The organism is Bowmanella yangjiangensis, from assembly GCF_018531185.1.
In the GTDB taxonomy this organism is placed as follows: domain Bacteria; phylum Pseudomonadota; class Gammaproteobacteria; order Enterobacterales; family Alteromonadaceae; genus Bowmanella; species Bowmanella yangjiangensis.
The window spans coordinates 76,756-94,037 of record NZ_JAHDJU010000001.1 but is presented as its reverse complement, the minus strand read 5'-3'; the positions used below and the strand labels follow the sequence as shown (position 1 = coordinate 94,037).

Annotated in this window: 22 protein-coding genes; 14 read left to right on the top strand and 8 right to left on the bottom strand. The window is 49.6% G+C overall.

Translation table 11 applies throughout. The annotated features are described in order from the left end of the window. Nucleotides 1-49: 49 nt before the first annotated feature. Entirely contained in the window at nt 50-520 is a 471-nt protein-coding gene (locus KJY73_RS00465) for a CBS domain-containing protein (protein ID WP_214339171.1), read from the bottom strand. A gap of 86 nt (nt 521-606) precedes the next feature. Between KJY73_RS00465 and KJY73_RS00460 the strand changes: the two genes are divergently transcribed. Further along, nucleotides 607-936, top strand: coding sequence for a hypothetical protein (locus KJY73_RS00460; RefSeq protein ID WP_214339168.1), 330 nt, complete (start codon nt 607-609; stop codon nt 934-936). 100 nt (nt 937-1,036) lie between these two features. Next, a complete protein-coding gene (locus tag KJY73_RS00455) occupies nt 1,037-1,606 on the top strand; it encodes a DUF2726 domain-containing protein (RefSeq protein WP_214339165.1) in 570 nt (189 codons plus the stop codon). Nucleotides 1,607-1,715: 109 nt separating this feature from the next. Here KJY73_RS00455 and KJY73_RS00450 read toward each other — a convergent pair whose 3' ends face one another. From KJY73_RS00450 to KJY73_RS00440, 3 genes are all read right to left on the bottom strand, one after another. After that, nucleotides 1,716-2,141: a GNAT family N-acetyltransferase gene (locus tag KJY73_RS00450; RefSeq protein WP_214339161.1), complete on the bottom strand. Its 426-nt coding sequence runs from the start codon at nt 2,139-2,141 to the stop codon at nt 1,716-1,718. An 80-nt stretch (nt 2,142-2,221) separates the two neighbouring features. Further along, a complete protein-coding gene (locus KJY73_RS00445) occupies nt 2,222-2,659 on the bottom strand; it encodes an SRPBCC family protein (protein WP_206594933.1) in 438 nt (145 codons plus the stop codon). Next, a complete protein-coding gene (locus tag KJY73_RS00440; RefSeq protein WP_214339158.1) occupies nt 2,640-2,987 on the bottom strand; it encodes an ArsR/SmtB family transcription factor in 348 nt (115 codons plus the stop codon). Before KJY73_RS00440 ends, KJY73_RS00445 begins: the two co-directional genes overlap by 20 nt. Before the next feature lie 171 nt (nt 2,988-3,158). On the opposite strand from KJY73_RS00440, the gene KJY73_RS00435 reads away from it, so the two are divergent. From KJY73_RS00435 to KJY73_RS00390, 10 genes are all read left to right on the top strand, one after another. Then, entirely contained in the window at nt 3,159-3,602 is a 444-nt protein-coding gene (locus tag KJY73_RS00435; RefSeq protein ID WP_214339147.1) for an SRPBCC family protein, read from the top strand. Between the two features lie 181 nt (nt 3,603-3,783). Beyond that, nucleotides 3,784-4,488: a 5'-methylthioadenosine/adenosylhomocysteine nucleosidase gene (locus KJY73_RS00430; protein WP_206594927.1), complete on the top strand. Its 705-nt coding sequence runs from the start codon at nt 3,784-3,786 to the stop codon at nt 4,486-4,488. Nucleotides 4,489-4,492: 4 nt separating this feature from the next. Then, the gene (locus tag KJY73_RS00425) at nt 4,493-5,449 is read left to right on the top strand and encodes a cobalamin biosynthesis protein CobD/CbiB (RefSeq protein WP_214339145.1); all 957 of its coding nucleotides are present in this window, start codon (nt 4,493-4,495) and stop codon (nt 5,447-5,449) included. Beyond that, nucleotides 5,449-6,258 (top strand): cobalamin-binding protein, encoded by an 810-nt coding sequence (locus KJY73_RS00420; RefSeq protein ID WP_214339143.1) that lies wholly within the window; start codon nt 5,449-5,451, stop codon nt 6,256-6,258. Before KJY73_RS00425 ends, KJY73_RS00420 begins: the two co-directional genes overlap by 1 nt. A 78-nt stretch (nt 6,259-6,336) precedes the next feature. After that, a complete protein-coding gene (gene ahcY / locus KJY73_RS00415; RefSeq protein WP_214339139.1) occupies nt 6,337-7,716 on the top strand; it encodes an adenosylhomocysteinase in 1,380 nt (459 codons plus the stop codon). Nucleotides 7,717-7,812: 96 nt separating this feature from the next. Beyond that, on the top strand, nt 7,813-8,184 hold the full coding sequence (locus KJY73_RS00410) for a rhodanese-like domain-containing protein (protein WP_214339136.1): 372 nt from the start codon (nt 7,813-7,815) through the stop codon (nt 8,182-8,184). Continuing rightward, nucleotides 8,181-8,603 (top strand): hypothetical protein, encoded by a 423-nt coding sequence (locus KJY73_RS00405; protein ID WP_214339133.1) that lies wholly within the window; start codon nt 8,181-8,183, stop codon nt 8,601-8,603. Before KJY73_RS00410 ends, KJY73_RS00405 begins: the two co-directional genes overlap by 4 nt. Nucleotides 8,604-8,615: 12 nt before the next feature. Beyond that, nucleotides 8,616-9,008 carry a DUF2721 domain-containing protein gene (locus KJY73_RS00400; RefSeq protein ID WP_206594914.1) on the top strand — a complete coding sequence of 131 codons (393 nt, stop codon included), beginning with the start codon at nt 8,616-8,618 and terminating at the stop codon, nt 9,006-9,008. Continuing rightward, complete coding sequence (locus KJY73_RS00395; protein ID WP_206594906.1) at nt 9,005-9,580, top strand: GNAT family N-acetyltransferase; 576 nt, start codon at nt 9,005-9,007, stop codon at nt 9,578-9,580. Before KJY73_RS00400 ends, KJY73_RS00395 begins: the two co-directional genes overlap by 4 nt. Nucleotides 9,581-9,601: 21 nt before the next feature. Beyond that, nucleotides 9,602-10,951 carry an NAD(P)/FAD-dependent oxidoreductase gene (locus tag KJY73_RS00390; protein WP_214339131.1) on the top strand — a complete coding sequence of 450 codons (1,350 nt, stop codon included), beginning with the start codon at nt 9,602-9,604 and terminating at the stop codon, nt 10,949-10,951. Nucleotides 10,952-11,017: 66 nt separating this feature from the next. Here KJY73_RS00390 and tyrS read toward each other — a convergent pair whose 3' ends face one another. Next, nucleotides 11,018-12,217 (bottom strand): tyrosine--tRNA ligase, encoded by a 1,200-nt coding sequence (gene tyrS / locus KJY73_RS00385; protein ID WP_214343154.1) that lies wholly within the window; start codon nt 12,215-12,217, stop codon nt 11,018-11,020. 199 nt (nt 12,218-12,416) lie between these two features. On the opposite strand from tyrS, the gene KJY73_RS00380 reads away from it, so the two are divergent. Together KJY73_RS00380 and KJY73_RS00375 are read left to right on the top strand one after the other, a co-directional pair. Then, nucleotides 12,417-13,703: a peptidoglycan DD-metalloendopeptidase family protein gene (locus KJY73_RS00380; protein WP_214339129.1), complete on the top strand. Its 1,287-nt coding sequence runs from the start codon at nt 12,417-12,419 to the stop codon at nt 13,701-13,703. Between the two features lie 18 nt (nt 13,704-13,721). After that, nucleotides 13,722-14,183: an Lrp/AsnC family transcriptional regulator gene (locus tag KJY73_RS00375; RefSeq protein WP_206594896.1), complete on the top strand. Its 462-nt coding sequence runs from the start codon at nt 13,722-13,724 to the stop codon at nt 14,181-14,183. Between the two features lie 33 nt (nt 14,184-14,216). On the opposite strand, the gene KJY73_RS00370 is transcribed toward KJY73_RS00375, so the two are convergent. The 3 genes from KJY73_RS00370 to KJY73_RS00360 form a co-directional block, all read right to left on the bottom strand. Beyond that, nucleotides 14,217-14,711, bottom strand: coding sequence for an SRPBCC family protein (locus KJY73_RS00370; RefSeq protein ID WP_214339117.1), 495 nt, complete (start codon nt 14,709-14,711; stop codon nt 14,217-14,219). Then, nucleotides 14,712-16,496: a trans-sulfuration enzyme family protein gene (locus tag KJY73_RS00365; RefSeq protein ID WP_214339114.1), complete on the bottom strand. Its 1,785-nt coding sequence runs from the start codon at nt 16,494-16,496 to the stop codon at nt 14,712-14,714. Between the two features lie 206 nt (nt 16,497-16,702). Then, a complete protein-coding gene (locus KJY73_RS00360) occupies nt 16,703-17,278 on the bottom strand; it encodes a glutathione S-transferase family protein (RefSeq protein WP_214339111.1) in 576 nt (191 codons plus the stop codon). Between the last annotated feature and the right edge of the window lie 4 nt (nt 17,279-17,282).

Sequence of the window (17,282 nt, the reverse complement as noted above, 5' to 3'; positions counted from 1 at the left end):
CAAACATTCGAGAAGCTAAAAACGCAGCCTAGGCTGCGTTTTTTATAGGTCAGATAATATCGTCCCGGTGCTGCAATGGCTGATGGTAAGCATCAAATTGCCTGTCGCGTTTGGCCTTCCCTTCCGACAACAAGCGCAGTATATCGCGCCAACTTAAAATTCCGATGGGTTTGCGGTGTTCATCTATTACCGGCAGGCAGGAAATTTTTTGCTGGTTCATCAGGCTAATTGCATCGTAGATGTCATCGTCTTGTGTCAGCACCCACAGTTGGCGCGTCATAATCTGATGTACTTTCTTATTCAGCGTCGCGGTATCCCGGAGGGTTTCCGAGGCCGTACCCAAATTAGGGCTGAGCGCTTTAAGCAGGTCGCGGTCCAAAACCATACCCACCAATTGGTCGTTTTCCACCACCAGCAAATGATGAAAAAGCTTGGCAGCAAAAATGCGTTGCACCTCGGCAAGACTGGCATCTGCGCCGATAGTTACCACTCGCTTGGTCATCACTTTTTCCAGACTCATCTTATACCTTTGTATCACACCGGCTATTTGTCGCCCCCTGCGGGACATTCTATAGTAACCATACCTCATTAAGAGACTTGCACACCATGGCGATTAAAAAATCCTGTTTGTTGCTGCTGGCGCTCTCTGCGTCGAGCCTGGCCGCAACAGACTGTCCCGAACAGTTCCATCAACTGCCGCTGGTTGAAAAGGCTGGTTCTTGTCACATATTTGACGACAAGCTACCGGCAACCTTGAGTTATTTCTCAGCCCTGACACCGGCACAGACTCTGGCCTTTTATCAAGACCAACTTAGCGATGCGTTACAAAGTCAAAGTAAAGACCGTCAGGTATTAGAAGACAAGCAAGGTCGCTGGGTTGTGGTGATCTCGGCCGATGGCAAGGGTAGCCAGATTGATATGCTGGTAAAAGAATAACCAGAGCCTTCACCCCGGCCAGTTCTGGCACCTAATTTGCAGACTCTCCCATACTTGCGCCAAGTGTCAAAAGCTTGGCTTATTTTCTTTGGAGACTGCTATGGAACTGACCATTGTTCTGCTAATGATGCTAATTGTGGTGGCTATCGGCGCCATTAAACTGACGGGCGAAAAGCTGGCCTTTCCGTTTAAAAAACGCAGTAACCTGTTTACCCCCGTCGAACGCACTTTCCTTGAGCTGCTCGAAAGCGCTGTTGGCCATCAATACCGGGTCATCTGCCGGGTCAAACTCAGCGATATTCTCAGCCTGCGCCAGGGCACCGACAAAAAAACCGCGCGTAGCGCGTTACAAAAAGCCGCTTCCAGACAACTGGATTTTGTACTGTGTGACAAAACCGATATGAGTCCTGTGGTGGCAGTGGATCTGGTGCATAACGCCGGAAAAGACGGCTACAAAAGTCAGCGCGACTGGTATGTCAGCAGCAGCCTGGATGCCGCCCGCATTCCACACTTGCGCATTAAGGTGAAGTCGGGTTATTCGGCCCAGGAAATTCGTGATTGCATCGAGGCCAAACTGGCCCCCATGCGTTACAAAGAACCGAAAAAGCCCCTGGTACAAGGCACGATTAAAGACGATAAGGCTGGTTTGGGCCGCGCCATAACGGCATAAGTATTTATGATGGAGCCAGGGAAGGCATTCCTATTTTAGTTGGTTGATTAACGCAGCCCGAGGTCAGCAGGCCACTTTGCGAAGAAGTCTTTTTAAAGGTTTACTACCTTCACTTTACAAATCGGCACATACCTAAGCCTAGTTCGCTGCCATTGCGTTCCAGGTAGCCGTAGTCACGATAAAAGCCTTCCTTCCCTTTGGCGGCCAATAAACCTACTGTTGCTCCCGGTCTTGCGGCTTGTTTAAGGAAATCTTCGACCCTTCCCATCAGCAAGTGGCCAATACCGCATCTTTGCCAATCGGGGTGAACAACCACATCCTGAATATAAAAGTACATATACCCATCCCCTACCACTCTGGCCATACCCACCAGTTGGTTGTTGTTACGCAAGGTGACGTGATAAAGCGAGTTTGCCAGGCTGCCAATCATCGATTGTTCGTCCAAATCATTAGACCAACCCACCAGCGCTCTCAAGTGGCGATATTCACTGGCTGACGGGGCAATCTCATCAACACTTAAACCCTCAAGTTGCATGATTAAATCATCCAGTAAAAAACCATTGATGGCCGAATAGGGAGAGAAATTTTCGCGTCATTGGTAGGTACAAATGGTGGTTACTTTGTTGACACCAGCTGCGTAGCCAAGCGTTCCAGATTATCCAGACAACCTTGCCAGCCTTCATTATGTTTGCCACGCACCTCTTCATTAGGAAATTGATGATGGGTCAGGGTTAGCTCGGTGCGATTGGGCGACAGGGCCTTAAAGTCTAGACTCACCCTGCTGTTTTGCACCAAATGGGAATTCCAGCTAAACGCAATATGGTGATAACGGTGAATGGCGCTGTACGTACCGTAATGGCGGTAATCACCTGACGGCAAATGCATAATCACTTCATACTCACCCCCCAAGGTAAAGCTGTTATTGACGGTACTGGGGGCATTTGGCTGCTGTCCCTTAAAGAACCATTTCATCATTAATGCCGGCTTGGACCAGGCATCAAACAACTGGCGCTTGGCACAGGGAAACACACGCTTAACTATGATGGGATCCATTCACCGCCTCTTGCGTCTTCAAAAAGTGCTCCAGTTCGTCAAAGCGACCAGACCAGAATGCGCTATCCATGCTGATAAAACTCAATACTTCCTGCCAGATAGCCAGCTCCAGATGACAGTAGGTTTCCTTTCCGCGTTTACTTTTAACTATCAGTTGCCCGGCTTCCAGTAAACTGATGTGTTTGGATGCGGCACTGATTTTCATCCCGACACGGGCCGCCAGCTCACCTATGGACTGTGGCCCGCCTGCCAACTCGGCTAATAACAAACGTCGCCGTCGGTCAGATAACGCGAAAAATACCGCATCCAGTTTGTCGTCATTTTCCATGTTTGGAAACCTTAGTTTTTTTGTCGCTCGAAAATGGAAATATTTTTCTTATTATTCAATTAGATATTAGAGACCAGCATTTCATTTGCATACTATTTCATTACCCTGGCAAAAGCCTAGCATAGGGTATCGACGCCAAGTAAGCGCGTCCTACTCATAAGGAGACAGGCTATGCCAAATATTTGTTTAACTTTTTCAACCTCACACCCCGCTGAAAAAATTCACCAGGCACTGACCAGACTGGAAGGTCTGAAAGCCTGGTGGACGCATGATGTTCATGGGCAATCCGGTGAAGGACAAATACTGACCTTCACTTTCAGCAACAACGGCAGTTTTGATATGCAGGTTATCAGAAACGATGGCCGCCAAGTCTGCTGGAAATGCATCAGAGGGCCAGAGGACTGGCTGGGCACCCATATTGAATTCAACATACAAGAGACTCCCGCACACAACCAATTGATGTTCCGCCACACCGGCTGGACTGAGGAAAATCCCTTCTTTCATCATTGCTCTACCAAGTGGGCAACCTTCTTGTTAAGCCTCAGAGACTATGTGGAAACCGGGCAGGGGCGGCCTTTTCCCAATGATGTAAAAATTGAAGCCAATGGCATGTAATTTCTCTTGGGTCTGGTGGAAATTTTCACTCAGGCCCCGCTCTTCGTAGCACAAGCCGATTTTAGCGTTGCCTCTCCATCGCGTCTGCCAGCTATAAACTCCTGACGCCCAATTTTTAATTCTTGGACTGACCGTCCCAAGTTATTAAACTAGCGGCCAATTTCCCCTATGAAGTAATGTCATGAAAATAGCCATTCTGGGCGCAATGGATCAGGAAGTTGCGCTGCTTAAAGAGTCTTTGAAGAACATCAACCACACCCGCCATGCGCATCTGGATTTTTATGATGGCACTATGCATGACGTGGAAGTGATTCTGGTCAAATGTGGTATCGGCAAGGTCGCCGCATCCGTCGCCACGACATTGATGATTGACCAGTTTGCCCCGGACTTTGTGATCAATACAGGCTCCGCCGGTGGCTTTGACACTGACTTAGTGGTAGGCGATGTGGTGATTGGCAGCGAAGTCTTACACCATGATGCCGACCTTACCCATTTTGGCTATCAGGCTGGACAAATGGCCGGTATGCCAGCGCGCTATACCTGTGATCCGCGCCTGATTGCGGCAGCAGAACATGCCACCCGCGATGTGCTGCATGTCAATTTTAGAACCGGCCTTATCTGTACCGGCGACGCCTTTATCGGCTGCGATGATGCCGCCGCAGTGCTTCGCGACAAATTCCCGGACATGAAAGCGGTGGAAATGGAAGGCGCAGCCATTGCTCAAACGGCGCATATGCTGGATACGCCGTTTTTGGTAATCCGCTCCCTGTCAGATATTGCCGGCACCAGCTCAAAGGTTTCTTTTGAGCAGTATTTGGAAAAAGCGGCCAAAAATTCTGCCAATCTGGTCATGGATATGATCAAGACCTTGTCGCAGTCCCGCTAAGATCATGCTGGCCGAGCTGTTCTTCCATCCCCAATTACAGGCAGTCTGGTTATTGCTTGTGGTGGTTATGGTCGAAAAGCTCTGGCGCTGGCCAGCTAAATACCATCCCTTATCCTTTTTCCGTTTGCTGGCTAGTCGCATGGCTGCCAAGGTTAACCCCAAAGGCCATAGTATTGGTCAGCAGCGTTTGTCAGGCAGCCTGGGCCCTATTGTGGTGCTCGCCCCCATTCTGGTCTGTATTGGGCTGTTTATCTACCTGGCAGAGTTCCCAGCCTTTTTTGATGCCTTCTTGCTGTTTATGGCACTGACCTACCAGCCCGTGCTGGATGCCTTAGGTAAAATTCAACGAGCCTTGGATGCTGGCAAAAAATCCCTGGCCCGAAATCTTGCCCAGCCACTACTGCTACGGGATACCGAACAACTCACCAGCATGGGCTTAAGCAAAGCCGTGATTGAAAGCGGGTTACTGCGTTTTTATCACCAGTATGCCGCTGCGCTGTTCTGGTACATGCTGCTTGGCGGGCTGGGTGCCCTAACTTACCGGCTGCTGTACGAATTCAGTCAGGTTTGGAATGTGCGTCAAGCCGAGTATCGCTATTTTGGCGCACCTTTGGCCTGGGCATGTCGCTGGCTGCAATTTTTTCCGTCCCGGCTTAGCATGTTGTTATTGCTGTTGGTACATGCGCCCCAGAAAGGCAGCAAAGCAGGCATTCAACAAGGCGCCCAACGCACGCCCAGAGTGACCTTGCTGGCTTATTCAGGTGCCGCCTTGGGTATTCAGCTAGGCGGACCGGCTTTTTACAACGGCAACAAAGTCCGCCTGCCCAAATGCGGTGGCGAGCGCCAAGCCGAACCAGCCGATATCCAGACAGCCAAGATGGCCATAGTAAAAACCCAGTGGTTGGTGATTTCACTGAGCTTGCTGTTATCTACCCTGCCCTTGTTTATCAAAGGAATATGATGAAAGGTCTTATTGTTTCCCTATTTTTATTACTGCCCGGCCTGTCAGTGTTTGCCGCTGATCGCATAGTCAGTCTGGCACCCCATACCACAGAGCTGGTGTATTCTCTGCAAGCCGGCGAGCAGCTAGTGGCAGTGAGTGAGTTTAGCGATTATCCGGAAGCGGCCAAAACGCTGCCACAAGTTGCCAGTTACCAAGGTGTGAATTTCGAAGCCCTGATGCGTTTAAAGCCGGATTTAATTCTGGCCTGGCAAGGAGGTAATAAGCCGCAGGATATTGAACGGCTGCAGTCACTGGGCTTTGAGGTATTTTTATCCAGCCCCCAAAGGCCGGAAGATATAGCCAGCGAGTTGAAGGCATTGGGTAAACGTCTGGGTAAGTCTGAACTTGCCGCACAACTGGCGGATGACTATCTGCAAAAGCTGCAAAAGCTGAGAGACACTTACGCTCAGCAAACAGAGGTAAAGGTCTTTTACTATATGTGGCCAACGCCCATGATGAGTATTGGCCCGCATGCCTGGGCCAGTCAGATGCTTGCTATCTGTAACGCGCAGAACGTGTTCGCTGATGCCCTGTCCGATTACCCCGAAGTCGCGATGGAGGGGGTGCTGGCGCACAAACCCACACAAATTGTCGCAGCCTTTGAACAGCCCAGATCACAGCTATTGGCATTCTGGCAGCCATGGAAAGCCGTGCTAGCGGTCTCTGATGAAGCCATTCACAGCGTTAACCCAGATACCCTGCATCGTTTTTCCCTGCGCTTGCCAGAAGGCATCAGCGAACTGTGTGGGAAACTTCATACTCCTTAATGCCTTTGATTTGAAAGCTTACTAAATCAATACCATGCTTATTCCATATTCACCAACCCAAATAAGGGAGCAGGATAGATGGGAGCCGGTTTATCAGGAGATTTTAAGGTAGCCAATCTGGCCCTGGCGGAATGGGGCCGCAAAGAGATACAGATTGCCGAATCAGAGATGCCCGCTTTGATGGCGATTCGGCATAAATACCAGCAGCAGCAACCCTTAGCTGGTGCTCGTATTCTCGGCTGCATTCATATGACCATTCAAACCGCGGTGTTGATTGAAACCCTTACCGCCTTAGGGGCTGAGGTTCGCTGGTCGTCCTGTAATATCTTCTCCACTCAGGATCATGCCGCTGCCGCTATGGCCGCCGCGGGAGTGCCAGTTTTTGCCTGGAAAGGTGAGACCGAAGTCGAATACGAATGGTGTATCGAGCAAACCATTGTCAAAAACGGCACGCCCTGGCAGGCCAATATGGTGCTGGACGACGGTGGCGATCTCACCGCCATGCTGCATGACAAATATCCGCAAGTGCTCGAAAAGGTCCATGGCATTACCGAAGAAACCACCACTGGGGTGCATCGCCTGCAGCTAATGCTCAAGCAAGGCCAGCTTAAGGTACCGGCTATTAACGTCAATGATTCGGTGACTAAGTCCAAAAACGATAACAAATATGGCTGTCGCCACAGCCTTAACGATGCAATCAAACGGGCGACCGACCATTTACTGGCAGGCAAAAAAGCTCTGGTGATTGGTTACGGCGATGTGGGTAAAGGATCTGCACAGTCCTTACGCCAGGAAGGCATGATTGTCAGAGTCTGCGAAATTGATCCCATTTGCGCCATGCAGGCCTGCATGGACGGCTATGAGGTGGTGTCACCCTATCGTATGGGTAACAACAGCGGCAAATTGGAAGATATCGATCAGTTGTTAATGCAAAACATCGATCTGGTGGTGACCTGCACCGGCAATATCAATGTCTGTGATGCCAATATGCTCAAGAGTCTCAAGGCTGGCGCGGTGGTCTGTAATATCGGCCACTTTGATCATGAAATTGATACGGCTTTTATGCGTAAGCACTGGCACTGGGAAGAAATTAAACCCCAAGTACATAAGATACACCGCAGCGACAATCCTCAAGATACGCTGCTGTTACTTTCAGAAGGGCGATTGGTAAACCTGGGTAATGCCACTGGCCACCCTTCCCGGGTAATGGATGGGTCTTTTGCCAATCAGGTGCTGGCACAGATACATTTGTTTGAAAAAGCCTTTGCCGATTTGGACAACGCCGAAAAAAGCGAGAACTTGCGGGTAGATGTGCTCCCCAGATATCTGGATGAAGAAGTCGCCAGATATATGGTCGAGGGATTCAGTGGTGTCATTACCCGCCTTACCGCTCAGCAGGCTGATTACATTCAGGTGGGTATAGATGGCCCCTTTAAGCATCCAGACTACCGTTATTAATAAGTTGGTGTTTACTGACAACAAGGCAAGTATGACGCTGTACTCAGACAGCCCATTGGGTTTAATATGCTTGAAAAATAACAAGGCGAGTGGTCTATGCGCATCATCACCCTACTAGTGTTTTTCTTTTCCAGTCTAGCCTTAGCGACTGAAAGCGGTTTTGCATCCATTTCGGCACAGCAGTTGTTACAAGTAAAACAAGACGTTGTAGTTGTCGACGTAAGAAGCCCTGAAGAATATGCAGAGGGTCATGTTCCTGGCGCCATCAACCTGCCGCATGACCGAATCAGCGAATTTCTGTCGCAGTTGGAAAATGACAAAAGCAGCTCGTTAGTATTGTATTGCCGCTCAGGTCGTCGTGCCAAGCTGGCCGCCAATGAACTCCATAAGCTGGGCTTTGACAACATTTCCTTGCTGGAGGGCGATATGCTTGGCTGGCAGGAACAGGGTCTTCAGGTTGAAAAATGAGCCAATACTACGGCAAAAACGACAAATACGGTCGCTACGAGCTAAGCGCCGAAGGGCCATTGCTGATTGCCAAAGTGACCGGAGTATTGGGTACAGGTCTGAGTAAAAGCTATCTAAAGAACCTGACCGAGTTAGCTGCTCAGTTTCAAAACAAGCCATGGGTATACATAGCCGATTGCAACGGTTATCAGGCATCGATCCCCGAAGCTGCGGAAAATTTGCGACGAGCTTACACCGAATGCCTGAAACTGGGATGCGTGGGCGACGCCTACTGCATTGATTCAGCGGTTGGCATCAACCAACTGGCGCAAATCCGTAGGCAAAGCCAAATAAATACTGATATTCATGACAGAATCTTCGCCGATATGGACAAAGCCAAGGCGGCCATGTTGAAATTCCTGCAGGACGCTGTTTTCTGAGCCTAATTTTCCATGAATATCACGCTAACCACTCCAGCCATGTTGTTTCCGGCTATCTCATTGCTGTTACTCGCCTACACCAATAGGTTTGTGACCTTAGCCACCATCATCCGCAATTTTGTCGATAACAGCGACAGCACCCATAAGCAAATAGCCAACCTGCGCAAACGCATTCAACTAATCAAACGCATGCAGGAAGCCGGAGTGGCCAGCTTCTTTTTGTGTGTTTTATCAATGCTGGCTATCTACCTGAATTACCAAGTAGCAGGCAGCTGGATATTCGGTCTTAGTCTGATTCTGTTACTCTGGTCTCTGTGGCTGTCGGTAGCCGAAATTCGTATTTCTGTAGAAGCGCTGGACGTTTATCTACAAAGTCTGAACATTCAAACCAATAAGAAAAAATGAGCAATATTAAGTACTTCCCCCTACATGAAGACCATTACGAGCGTCTCTTGGCACTAGCCAACGGCGTGCATGGCGATAATTACATGGATTTACCATCACTCAAAAGCTATCACCAGGCTGGCCTGGTTAATGGCATTAATGCCAGTTGGGTAGCACTGGATGGTGAACGTCTGGTCGGCTTTCGCCTCACCTGGGCTGCCGGTAACTGGCAACCGGATAAATGGTGCAGCCCCGAGTTGTGGGGACATCCTCAGGACAAGGTTTGCTACTTCAAATGCAATACCGTTGACAGCACCTATCGTGCAGCAGGTATTGGCTCGCAAATGTTAAAGTTGTCTATTCAGGAAGCTGCGAAACAAGGTGCCAAGGCAGGCCTTGCGCATATTTGGATGCAAAGCCCCGGCAACAGCGCCTTTAAATACTTCTCAAAATGCGGTGGCAAGCTGGTCAAGGAGCATCCAGGGAAATGGCAGGAGAACTGCGACAACGAAGGCTATGTGTGCCCGATTTGCGGTACGCAATGTGACTGTGTGGCAGCGGAGATGCTGCTAACCTTCGAGGATTTAAACTAACCTCTGCAAACCGGGTAGCGCATGTTGTCGAGCTTTTATGATCCACTTTTGGATAGCAACCCCGGCACGGGGCTGCCCTACCCGGAGTCTTACTGGGCACAGGGGATTAGCCCCTGGTCTGCGCCAGCCCTAAGTGGTGAACAACAAACCGAGGTAGCCATCATTGGTGGTGGTTATACCGGTTTGTCCTGTGCCTGGCATCTGGCCAGTCAGCATGGTATTCAGCCTACAGTGCTGGAAGCCAATCAGATTGGCTGGGGCTGTAGCGGGCGTAATGGCGGTTTTGTTTTAAACGGTACAGGTCGGTTGTCATTTTCCCAGATCGAAAGCAAATGGGGTGAACAAACCGCACAGGCTGTTTATGCAGAGTATCGCCAGGCCATTGATACCGTGTCAGCGTTAATCGAGGTCGGCAGTATCCCTTGCGAACCTGTTTATGGCGGCTATCTAAAGATTGCCCATAACCGCCAATCTGTTGATCAACTTAAACAGCAAGCTACGCTGATGCGGGACAAATTTGGTGATCCGCTGCGTTTTATAAGTGCCCATGAGCTGGGGCAGAACTTTTTACACAGCCCTCAAGCCCACGGCGCTCTGCATTATCCTTATAGCTTTGGCCTGCATCCGCTCAAACTGGCACAAGGTTATGCGAATATGGCGCGTCAAGCTGGCGCTAGCATCCACCCTCAGTCGCCAGTCATACAGGTACGGCCTGAAGGCAGTAAGATTCGCCTGCTGACTCCAAGCGGTTCACTACTGGCAAATAAACTGGTTATCGCCAGTAACGGCTATACACCTAACCAGTTTCATAGTGCCGTGGATAAACGCCATTTCCCAGTGCTATCCAGCATTATCGTGACTTCACCGCTTAGCGCAGCGCAGCTAGAGGCATCTGGCCTCAAGAGCGGTCTGATGGCTATGGATACCCGCACACTGAAATACTATTACCGGCTAATGCCGGATAACCGCCTGTTATTTGGCGGACGAGGCGCTATCCGCGGTAAAGACGCCAACCACCCGGTATACAAAAAACGTTTATTGAAGGCATTGATACAAACTCTGCCAGCGTTGGATGGGATCCAGGCCGAGTATTTCTGGAGTGGCTGGGTGAGCGTATCTTTGGATGATTATCCACGCATTTGCCAGGCCGATGACGAGGGCCGGGTTTTCTATGCAATGGGCTATTGCGGCTCGGGGGTCTCGTTTGCCAGCCAAGCTGGAAAACGGCTGGCCCAGCGCGTAGCCGGAGACCTGAATTTACCGGCATTACCTTTTATGCAGTCGCCTTTGCCCACGTTCCCAATGGCACAGTTTCGACGCCTGGGGCTTTGGGCTTTTTATCACTGGGGGCGTTTAAAAGACGCGCTTTAAAGGAAAGTGCAGATAACAAGAACGAAGACCGGCCTACAAACAAAGGTTTGCAGACCGGTAGATAGATTACCCTAGTGTTATTCTAGCAAACTTGCGCTTACCCACCTGGTAAACTGTTGTACCCGGCTCTGTTACGACCAATTTGCCATCTTCCAGCTTTTCACCATCCAGTTTGACTGCGCCTTGCTTAATCATACGCAGGGCCTCAGAGGTAGAACCCACCAATTCAGCCTCTTTGAGCAAATTGGCAATAGGCAGCCCCTCTGCAGGTAAGCTGATAGTCAATTCTGGCATTTCATCCGGCAGCGCATTTTTGGAAAAACGCTGGATAAAATCCTGATGGGCGGCTTCGGCCGCATCCATGTCATGGAAACGCTCAATAATTTCCTTAGCCAGCAGGATCTTCATATCACGTGGATTAGCGCCATCGGCAACCTGTTGTTTCAACGCGGCGATATCTTCCAGTGGTTTGAAGCTAAGCAGGTCGTAATAACGCCACATCAAATCATCGGAAATAGACATGACCTTACCAAACATGTCCGTAGGGCTGTCGGTAATACCAATATAGTTACCCAGCGACTTGGACATTTTCTGCACGCCGTCCAAACCTTCCAACAGAGGCATCATCAGCACTGTCTGTGGGCGCATACCTTCGTCTTTTTGCAGCTCCCGGCCCATTAGCAGGTTGAAGCGCTGGTCGGTACCACCTAATTCCATGTCACTTTCCAGCGCCACAGAATCCCAGCCTTGTACCAGCGGGTAGAGGAATTCGTGAATAGCGATAGGCTGTCCACCAGCGTAACGCTTTTTAAAATCGTCCCGTTCCAGCATGCGCGCTACAGTCTGACGCGCCGCTAGTTTAATCATGCCATCAGCTCCCAACTGGCTCATCCATTCGGAGTTGAACCGCACTTTGGTTTTGGCTGGGTCGAGAATTTTGAAAACCTGCTCTTTATAGGTCTCGGCATTCGCCAGTACATCTTCCCGGGAAAGTGGCTTACGGGTTACGTTTTTGCCGGTGGGGTCACCAATCATGCCGGTGAAGTCACCAATCAGAAAGGTTATCTCATGACCTAACTGTTGCAAGGTACGCAGCTTATTGATCAGCACCGTATGGCCCAGATGCAGATCGGGGGCCGTGGGATCAAAGCCGGCCTTGATCTTCAGAGGCTTGCCCTCTTTTAGCTTCTCGATCAATTCCTCTTCCAGCAGGATGTCTTCGCTGCCTCGCTTAATCTCCGCAAAGGCGGTTTGCCAATCTGTCATCAACTTGCTTCTCATTCGGTCCGGGACATAAAAATAGCTGGCCATTCTAGCCTTGCCCTTGGGGTAATAAAAGGCACGGGAGTAGAAATTCTCGCCAGAAGCATATATTCTGCGCTGAAGCGCCCGTTCTGTGGAACCCTTTTTCATGCCACAGGTCTGAATGCCGTTGTTATGAATTTTGAGTAAGAGGTTGTAGTAGGTGGTAAAGCAAACCTTAAAACAACTACCCAAGCCACATAAGTGGATGATTGCAGGTTTAGGCTTGGTGGCTTTTTTGGCATTTGTATTGCCCTCTGAGCCCGCCACAGCATCCCGCCAAACGGAAGAGCTGGAACTGGGTAAACGCTATCCGTTGCAGTTAACAGTGGATGAGCTCCCGTCTCTGCATGTTAGTGAAAGCCGTTTTCAATGGAAAAAGTTCAAAGTTGAGCGTGGAGACAACCTCGCCAAGATTTTTTCCCGTGCCGGATTGAGCCCTCAAGATACCTATAAAGTGTCCAACGCAGGGAAAGACGCCAAGACGCTGTTAAAAATGATGCCGGGCGACACCTTGCGACTGGCTATTGACGAACAAGGACAGTTCCAAGCGCTAAGCTACAACATTTCAGCTACCGAAACCTTATTCATACAACCAGATGATCAAGGGCTCCTAACCAGTAGCATAGAAAACAAAGACGTGGATGTACGCCTCGGTTATGCCAGCGGCACCATCAAGAGCAGTTTCTGGAACGCCGGTATTGCTGCCGGTATGTCTGAAGCCCAAATCATGAGCCTGGCCAATATCTTCGGCTGGGATATCGACTTTGCGCTGGAATTGCGTGAAGGCGACAATTTTAATCTGGTATTTGAAGAAGAGTTTATCGACGGCGAGTTTATTGGCTACGGCAAAATTCTGGCAGCAGAATTTACCAACCAAGGCGAAGTATATCAGGCCATTCGTTACGAAGATGGCAATTACTACACCCCGGAAGGACGCAGTATGCGTAAGAGTTTCCTGCGGGCGCCGGTAAACTTTAAATACATCAGTTCCAACTTCAATCCCAAGCGTTTTCACCCTATCCAAAAACGGGTGAAACCACACAATGGCATTGACTATAGAGCCAACACTGGCACACCTGTGGTCGCCGCGGGTGACGGTAAGGTTATCGCGTCGGCTTACAACAAATACAATGGCAACTATGTGTTTGTTCAGCACGGTGAAAAATACATGACCAAGTACCTGCACTTCTCCAAACGTGCGGTGAAAAAAGGCCAGACCGTTAAACAAGGTCAGGTGATTGGTTATGTCGGCTCCACTGGTATGTCACAAGCGCCGCACTTGCACTATGAATTCCTGGTTGATGGCGTACACCGCAATCCTCGTACCGTCACACTGCCCAAAGCCGAGCCGATTGCCAAACAGGACAAGACCAAATTCCTGGCCCTGGCCGAACAGTATATGGCTCATTTGGAAAACAACCGCCGCATTATGCTGGCCATGCGTTGAGGCACACCGGCACCTATCATGCGCCCCCTAGACAATACGGATTTGCAGATTTTAGCGCTGCTATACAAGGACGCGCGACTGACAAACAAGGAACTGGCCAGTCGCGTTGGGTTAGCTCCATCCTCTTGCCTGGAGCGTGTTAAACGCTTGCAGGCTGAACAGGTTATTCAGGGCTCAAGCTTGACGCTAAATATGAGCGCACTAGGCGGTCATATACAAGCGATGATTGCGGTAAGACTATCAAACCACAACCGTGAAACCGTAGATGCCTTTATGGCTGACTTGTTGCCTATGCCGGAAGTCATGCGCCTTTATCATATGGGTGGTGAAAATGATTTTCTGGTACATGTCACGGTATCGGATACCCATCATCTACGTGACTTTGTGTTTAATGCGGTTACCGCCAGGGCCGAGGTCAATCACGTGGAAACCGCACTGGTCTACGATTACTGCCAGAGCCAGAGCCTGCCAGAGTTTTAACTAAAACAGCTGACGCCAGCCATCCAGTAACTTTTACAATGTCAGTAGAGACAATTTTTCCAGGCAACCTATCCAACCGGCCTGATGGTCGTCAGCCATCGCTTGATCGGTAAAGCCACTGTGAGTAAGAGTTAGCTCAGAGGTGTGCTGGTTGATACCGGCAAAATCCAGACTCACTTCAGTAACCAGCTCACTACCCTGCCACTGCCAACTGAATACCAGTTTCTCGTTGTCCTTAATTTGTAAGTACTCGCCCATCACGATGTGATGATTAAAATCCGTATCCTGCATCACCAGACGAAACTTTCCTCCTTCCTGAAAGCTGGACATAAGCTGAGCCACTAACATGTCGCCCGGCGCCCACCATTGCTGCATTAATTCTGGCTTGTGCCAGGCATCAAACAAACGAGACAGAGGCGCATCAAACTTAACATTCAGGGTGAATTGATACATAGGTTGTCCATAAACAAACTGCAATGCCCTATCATCGGCAGACAGGGCATTATCTGCAATCTTTTTATCCGGCACTCATTCCAATAACACCGCCATACTGGGGCCAGACGTATAGTGCTGCTCGGCACTGGTAATAGCCACACGCTGATACAAGGCATCGATGTCGGCTGGCGACATGAATTTTTCACTGAAGCCTGGTCTTAACGGATCAATATGCAATTTGGCACTTTGGATAAACTGGGCAATTAACTCCTTAACGTTGTCGGTACCCATCGCCACGCGCATGGTGGTAAGAAAGATACCGGCAGCATGTTGGTCAGCTTCGGCCAGCTCAGAATGAGACGTCAGGGCCGGGCATAAAATAATGGTGTTGTTCTGTCCAATAGATACCTGATGACTAAAAGCTGGCTCCAGGGAGTCAAAAAAACGCACAAAGGTCTGTCTATCCAGACTGGCGCCTTCCATATCAACGGTAAACAGCGAACAGGGCCAGCCATGACGCATCAGCTTGCGACGCAGCTCGGCATTAGGATGCCCCTCTACCGCGTGGCTATTCACCCTAAAATCTGGGTGAGAAGCCAAAAAGCGGCAAAAGACCTGGGTGTTAATCACCTTGGATAACATGCGCTGCTCCAGGGTTTTCATGCCGTTAAGCACATCAAAGGCTTTCTCGGAGTCCAGAAACGCGCCTTTGATGTAAAACACATCCCAGAACATGGTTTGTGACCAATCCACCCCATTAACCTTATCCCCCTTGGCCTGGAACATGCGGTGATTCTCGCCTATCACTACCCCGGCTGTGGTGGCACCGCTTCCACAAATATCTTTGGTGTAGCTGTGTACCAGATAATCCGGTCGCTCAGCCTTGTCAGCACATTGCAGTGGCTGACTAAGTACCGGTGTGGCCAGGGTGGCATCCAACATAACCAGATGATTTCCCTGATGAGCAAGACGGCAGATACCCGGCACATCCAACACATAGCCGTGGGGGTTACAAGGCGATTCCAAATAAACGTGTAACTTCTTGCCCTGCGCCAGACGGTCAGCGTGTTTAGCTTTAACCCCTGCTAAAAAATCGGCAAATTCATCGGCCTGATAACCGTCAAACCACTCAAGCTGAATCGCCAGGCGGTCTGCTCTGGCAAAGTAGTCATGCAGTAACTGAAACACGCCGCCATAAATATTACGCGACACCACTAACACATCACCATGTCGCAGCACGTTGGACAACATGCCGTCTATCGCCGCCATTCCGGAATTAAAATTCCAGGCCAGATACTCTGCCGCATAAGACCCAGCCTCCAAGTCAACAATGGCATTAGCCAACGAAATAGCGGTTGGATTTAACAGGCGAGAATAAATCTGGTGGGTCGCTTCTTTGCCCTGAAAAGCATCATCCACCCATTCGGTGCAGGCATAAACATAGGTTGCAGTGCGCACCACTACCGGCGTTGCTGAAAACAGCGCCGTGACATTGTCAAACAGCGGATAGTGATTGCGAGCCAGCTGTGAGCCTTGCTGGCGGTGCAAACTTTGATGTACTGCCCGAAAGGGGTTTTGCAGGGTATCTAATACCTTAGCTATTTGGAATGACAGAAATTTTTTGGCATTAAAACGGGCAATCTTATCCTCCCGACTAAGCCCTTCCAGGGTGTTCTGGGTAACCTGCCAGAGGCGGGCAACATCCCCCTGGGTCTGGTATAGATGCAACGCCGCCTGATAGAGCGCCTGACCATAGTCCGACGTAGCATCAATACCAAAGTGCTGTAATTGTTCCTGTGCCAACTCCTGCACTGTTTCTGCGTGAGAGCTATTGCGCCGCGGAGAGAGTTGCTTTGCTTGCTGAATATTATCTGACATAAATCTGCCTAATAGGTACGAATTGCAACCAGCCTAAACAGAATTATATTTTAAATAAACAAATTTTTAACAAATAAAAGATGGATGAATTCATATTAATCCAAACAATAAACAAAAAAGAAAACTATGTAAGGTGACTCAAGCTAGAAACAATAGGCGAAGCAGGCAGCCCCGTCTGGCGGGGCTATTTAAGAAGGGAAAACAGGCTACTCGCGTGGATCGGTTGCCTGAGATTCTGCTTTAGTCGCGTGTTTGGCATGAAAAGCCATTAGTGAAGGATAAGTCTGCACATCATGCAATTCACGGAACAGTACCCAGTCCAATAAGCAATACAAACAAATCGCTGGATAATCCCATTGGTCGAATTCACCGTCTGCCGCAAGTTTTTCCAATTCAGCAAACACGGTTTCAATGCGCTCTTGCTGCAGGCGGAAAATAAGTTTGGCTGAGTCGGCCACAACATCAGAACGCTTCATTAGCAGCGCCTGTACCAGGGCATCATTGACCGAATCAATCAAGGTCAGGGTATTTTCCTGTGCCCAGCTCAACCTGGTCAGTCCCAACTTCTCACTCAGGTAACGAAAAATCACCCGAGAATCAAAAATCACTTCACCATCATCGTCCAGCATGGGGATTTTCAAGGTCGGGTTTAACGATCGCAGCAATTCTCTATCTGCACCTTCGAAAATCTGCATATTGATAAACTCATGGTCGTGATCGACCAACAGCAGGCGTAAACGGCGCACAAAAGGTGAAGTGGTTGAGCCGTATAGCTTAAGCATGGCA

Excerpts from the sequence above, each read along its gene's own strand:
- KJY73_RS00465 (WP_214339171.1), bottom strand. The coding sequence starts at position 520 with ATGAGTCTGGAAAAAGTGATGACCAAGCGAGTGGTAACTATCGGCGCA.
- KJY73_RS00460 (WP_214339168.1), top strand. The coding sequence starts at position 607 with ATGGCGATTAAAAAATCCTGTTTGTTGCTGCTGGCGCTCTCTGCGTCG.
- KJY73_RS00455 (WP_214339165.1), top strand. The coding sequence starts at position 1,037 with ATGGAACTGACCATTGTTCTGCTAATGATGCTAATTGTGGTGGCTATC.
- KJY73_RS00450 (WP_214339161.1), bottom strand. The coding sequence starts at position 2,141 with ATGCAACTTGAGGGTTTAAGTGTTGATGAGATTGCCCCGTCAGCCAGT.
- KJY73_RS00445 (WP_206594933.1), bottom strand. The coding sequence starts at position 2,659 with ATGGATCCCATCATAGTTAAGCGTGTGTTTCCCTGTGCCAAGCGCCAG.
- KJY73_RS00440 (WP_214339158.1), bottom strand. The coding sequence starts at position 2,987 with ATGGAAAATGACGACAAACTGGATGCGGTATTTTTCGCGTTATCTGAC.
- KJY73_RS00435 (WP_214339147.1), top strand. The coding sequence starts at position 3,159 with ATGCCAAATATTTGTTTAACTTTTTCAACCTCACACCCCGCTGAAAAA.
- KJY73_RS00430 (WP_206594927.1), top strand. The coding sequence starts at position 3,784 with ATGAAAATAGCCATTCTGGGCGCAATGGATCAGGAAGTTGCGCTGCTT.
- KJY73_RS00425 (WP_214339145.1), top strand. The coding sequence starts at position 4,493 with ATGCTGGCCGAGCTGTTCTTCCATCCCCAATTACAGGCAGTCTGGTTA.
- KJY73_RS00420 (WP_214339143.1), top strand. The coding sequence starts at position 5,449 with ATGAAAGGTCTTATTGTTTCCCTATTTTTATTACTGCCCGGCCTGTCA.
- ahcY (WP_214339139.1), top strand. The coding sequence starts at position 6,337 with ATGGGAGCCGGTTTATCAGGAGATTTTAAGGTAGCCAATCTGGCCCTG.
- KJY73_RS00410 (WP_214339136.1), top strand. The coding sequence starts at position 7,813 with ATGCGCATCATCACCCTACTAGTGTTTTTCTTTTCCAGTCTAGCCTTA.
- KJY73_RS00405 (WP_214339133.1), top strand. The coding sequence starts at position 8,181 with ATGAGCCAATACTACGGCAAAAACGACAAATACGGTCGCTACGAGCTA.
- KJY73_RS00400 (WP_206594914.1), top strand. The coding sequence starts at position 8,616 with ATGAATATCACGCTAACCACTCCAGCCATGTTGTTTCCGGCTATCTCA.
- KJY73_RS00395 (WP_206594906.1), top strand. The coding sequence starts at position 9,005 with ATGAGCAATATTAAGTACTTCCCCCTACATGAAGACCATTACGAGCGT.
- KJY73_RS00390 (WP_214339131.1), top strand. The coding sequence starts at position 9,602 with ATGTTGTCGAGCTTTTATGATCCACTTTTGGATAGCAACCCCGGCACG.
- tyrS (WP_214343154.1), bottom strand. The coding sequence starts at position 12,217 with ATGACAGATTGGCAAACCGCCTTTGCGGAGATTAAGCGAGGCAGCGAA.
- KJY73_RS00375 (WP_206594896.1), top strand. The coding sequence starts at position 13,722 with ATGCGCCCCCTAGACAATACGGATTTGCAGATTTTAGCGCTGCTATAC.
- KJY73_RS00365 (WP_214339114.1), bottom strand. The coding sequence starts at position 16,496 with ATGTCAGATAATATTCAGCAAGCAAAGCAACTCTCTCCGCGGCGCAAT.
- KJY73_RS00360 (WP_214339111.1), bottom strand. The coding sequence starts at position 17,278 with ATGCTTAAGCTATACGGCTCAACCACTTCACCTTTTGTGCGCCGTTTA.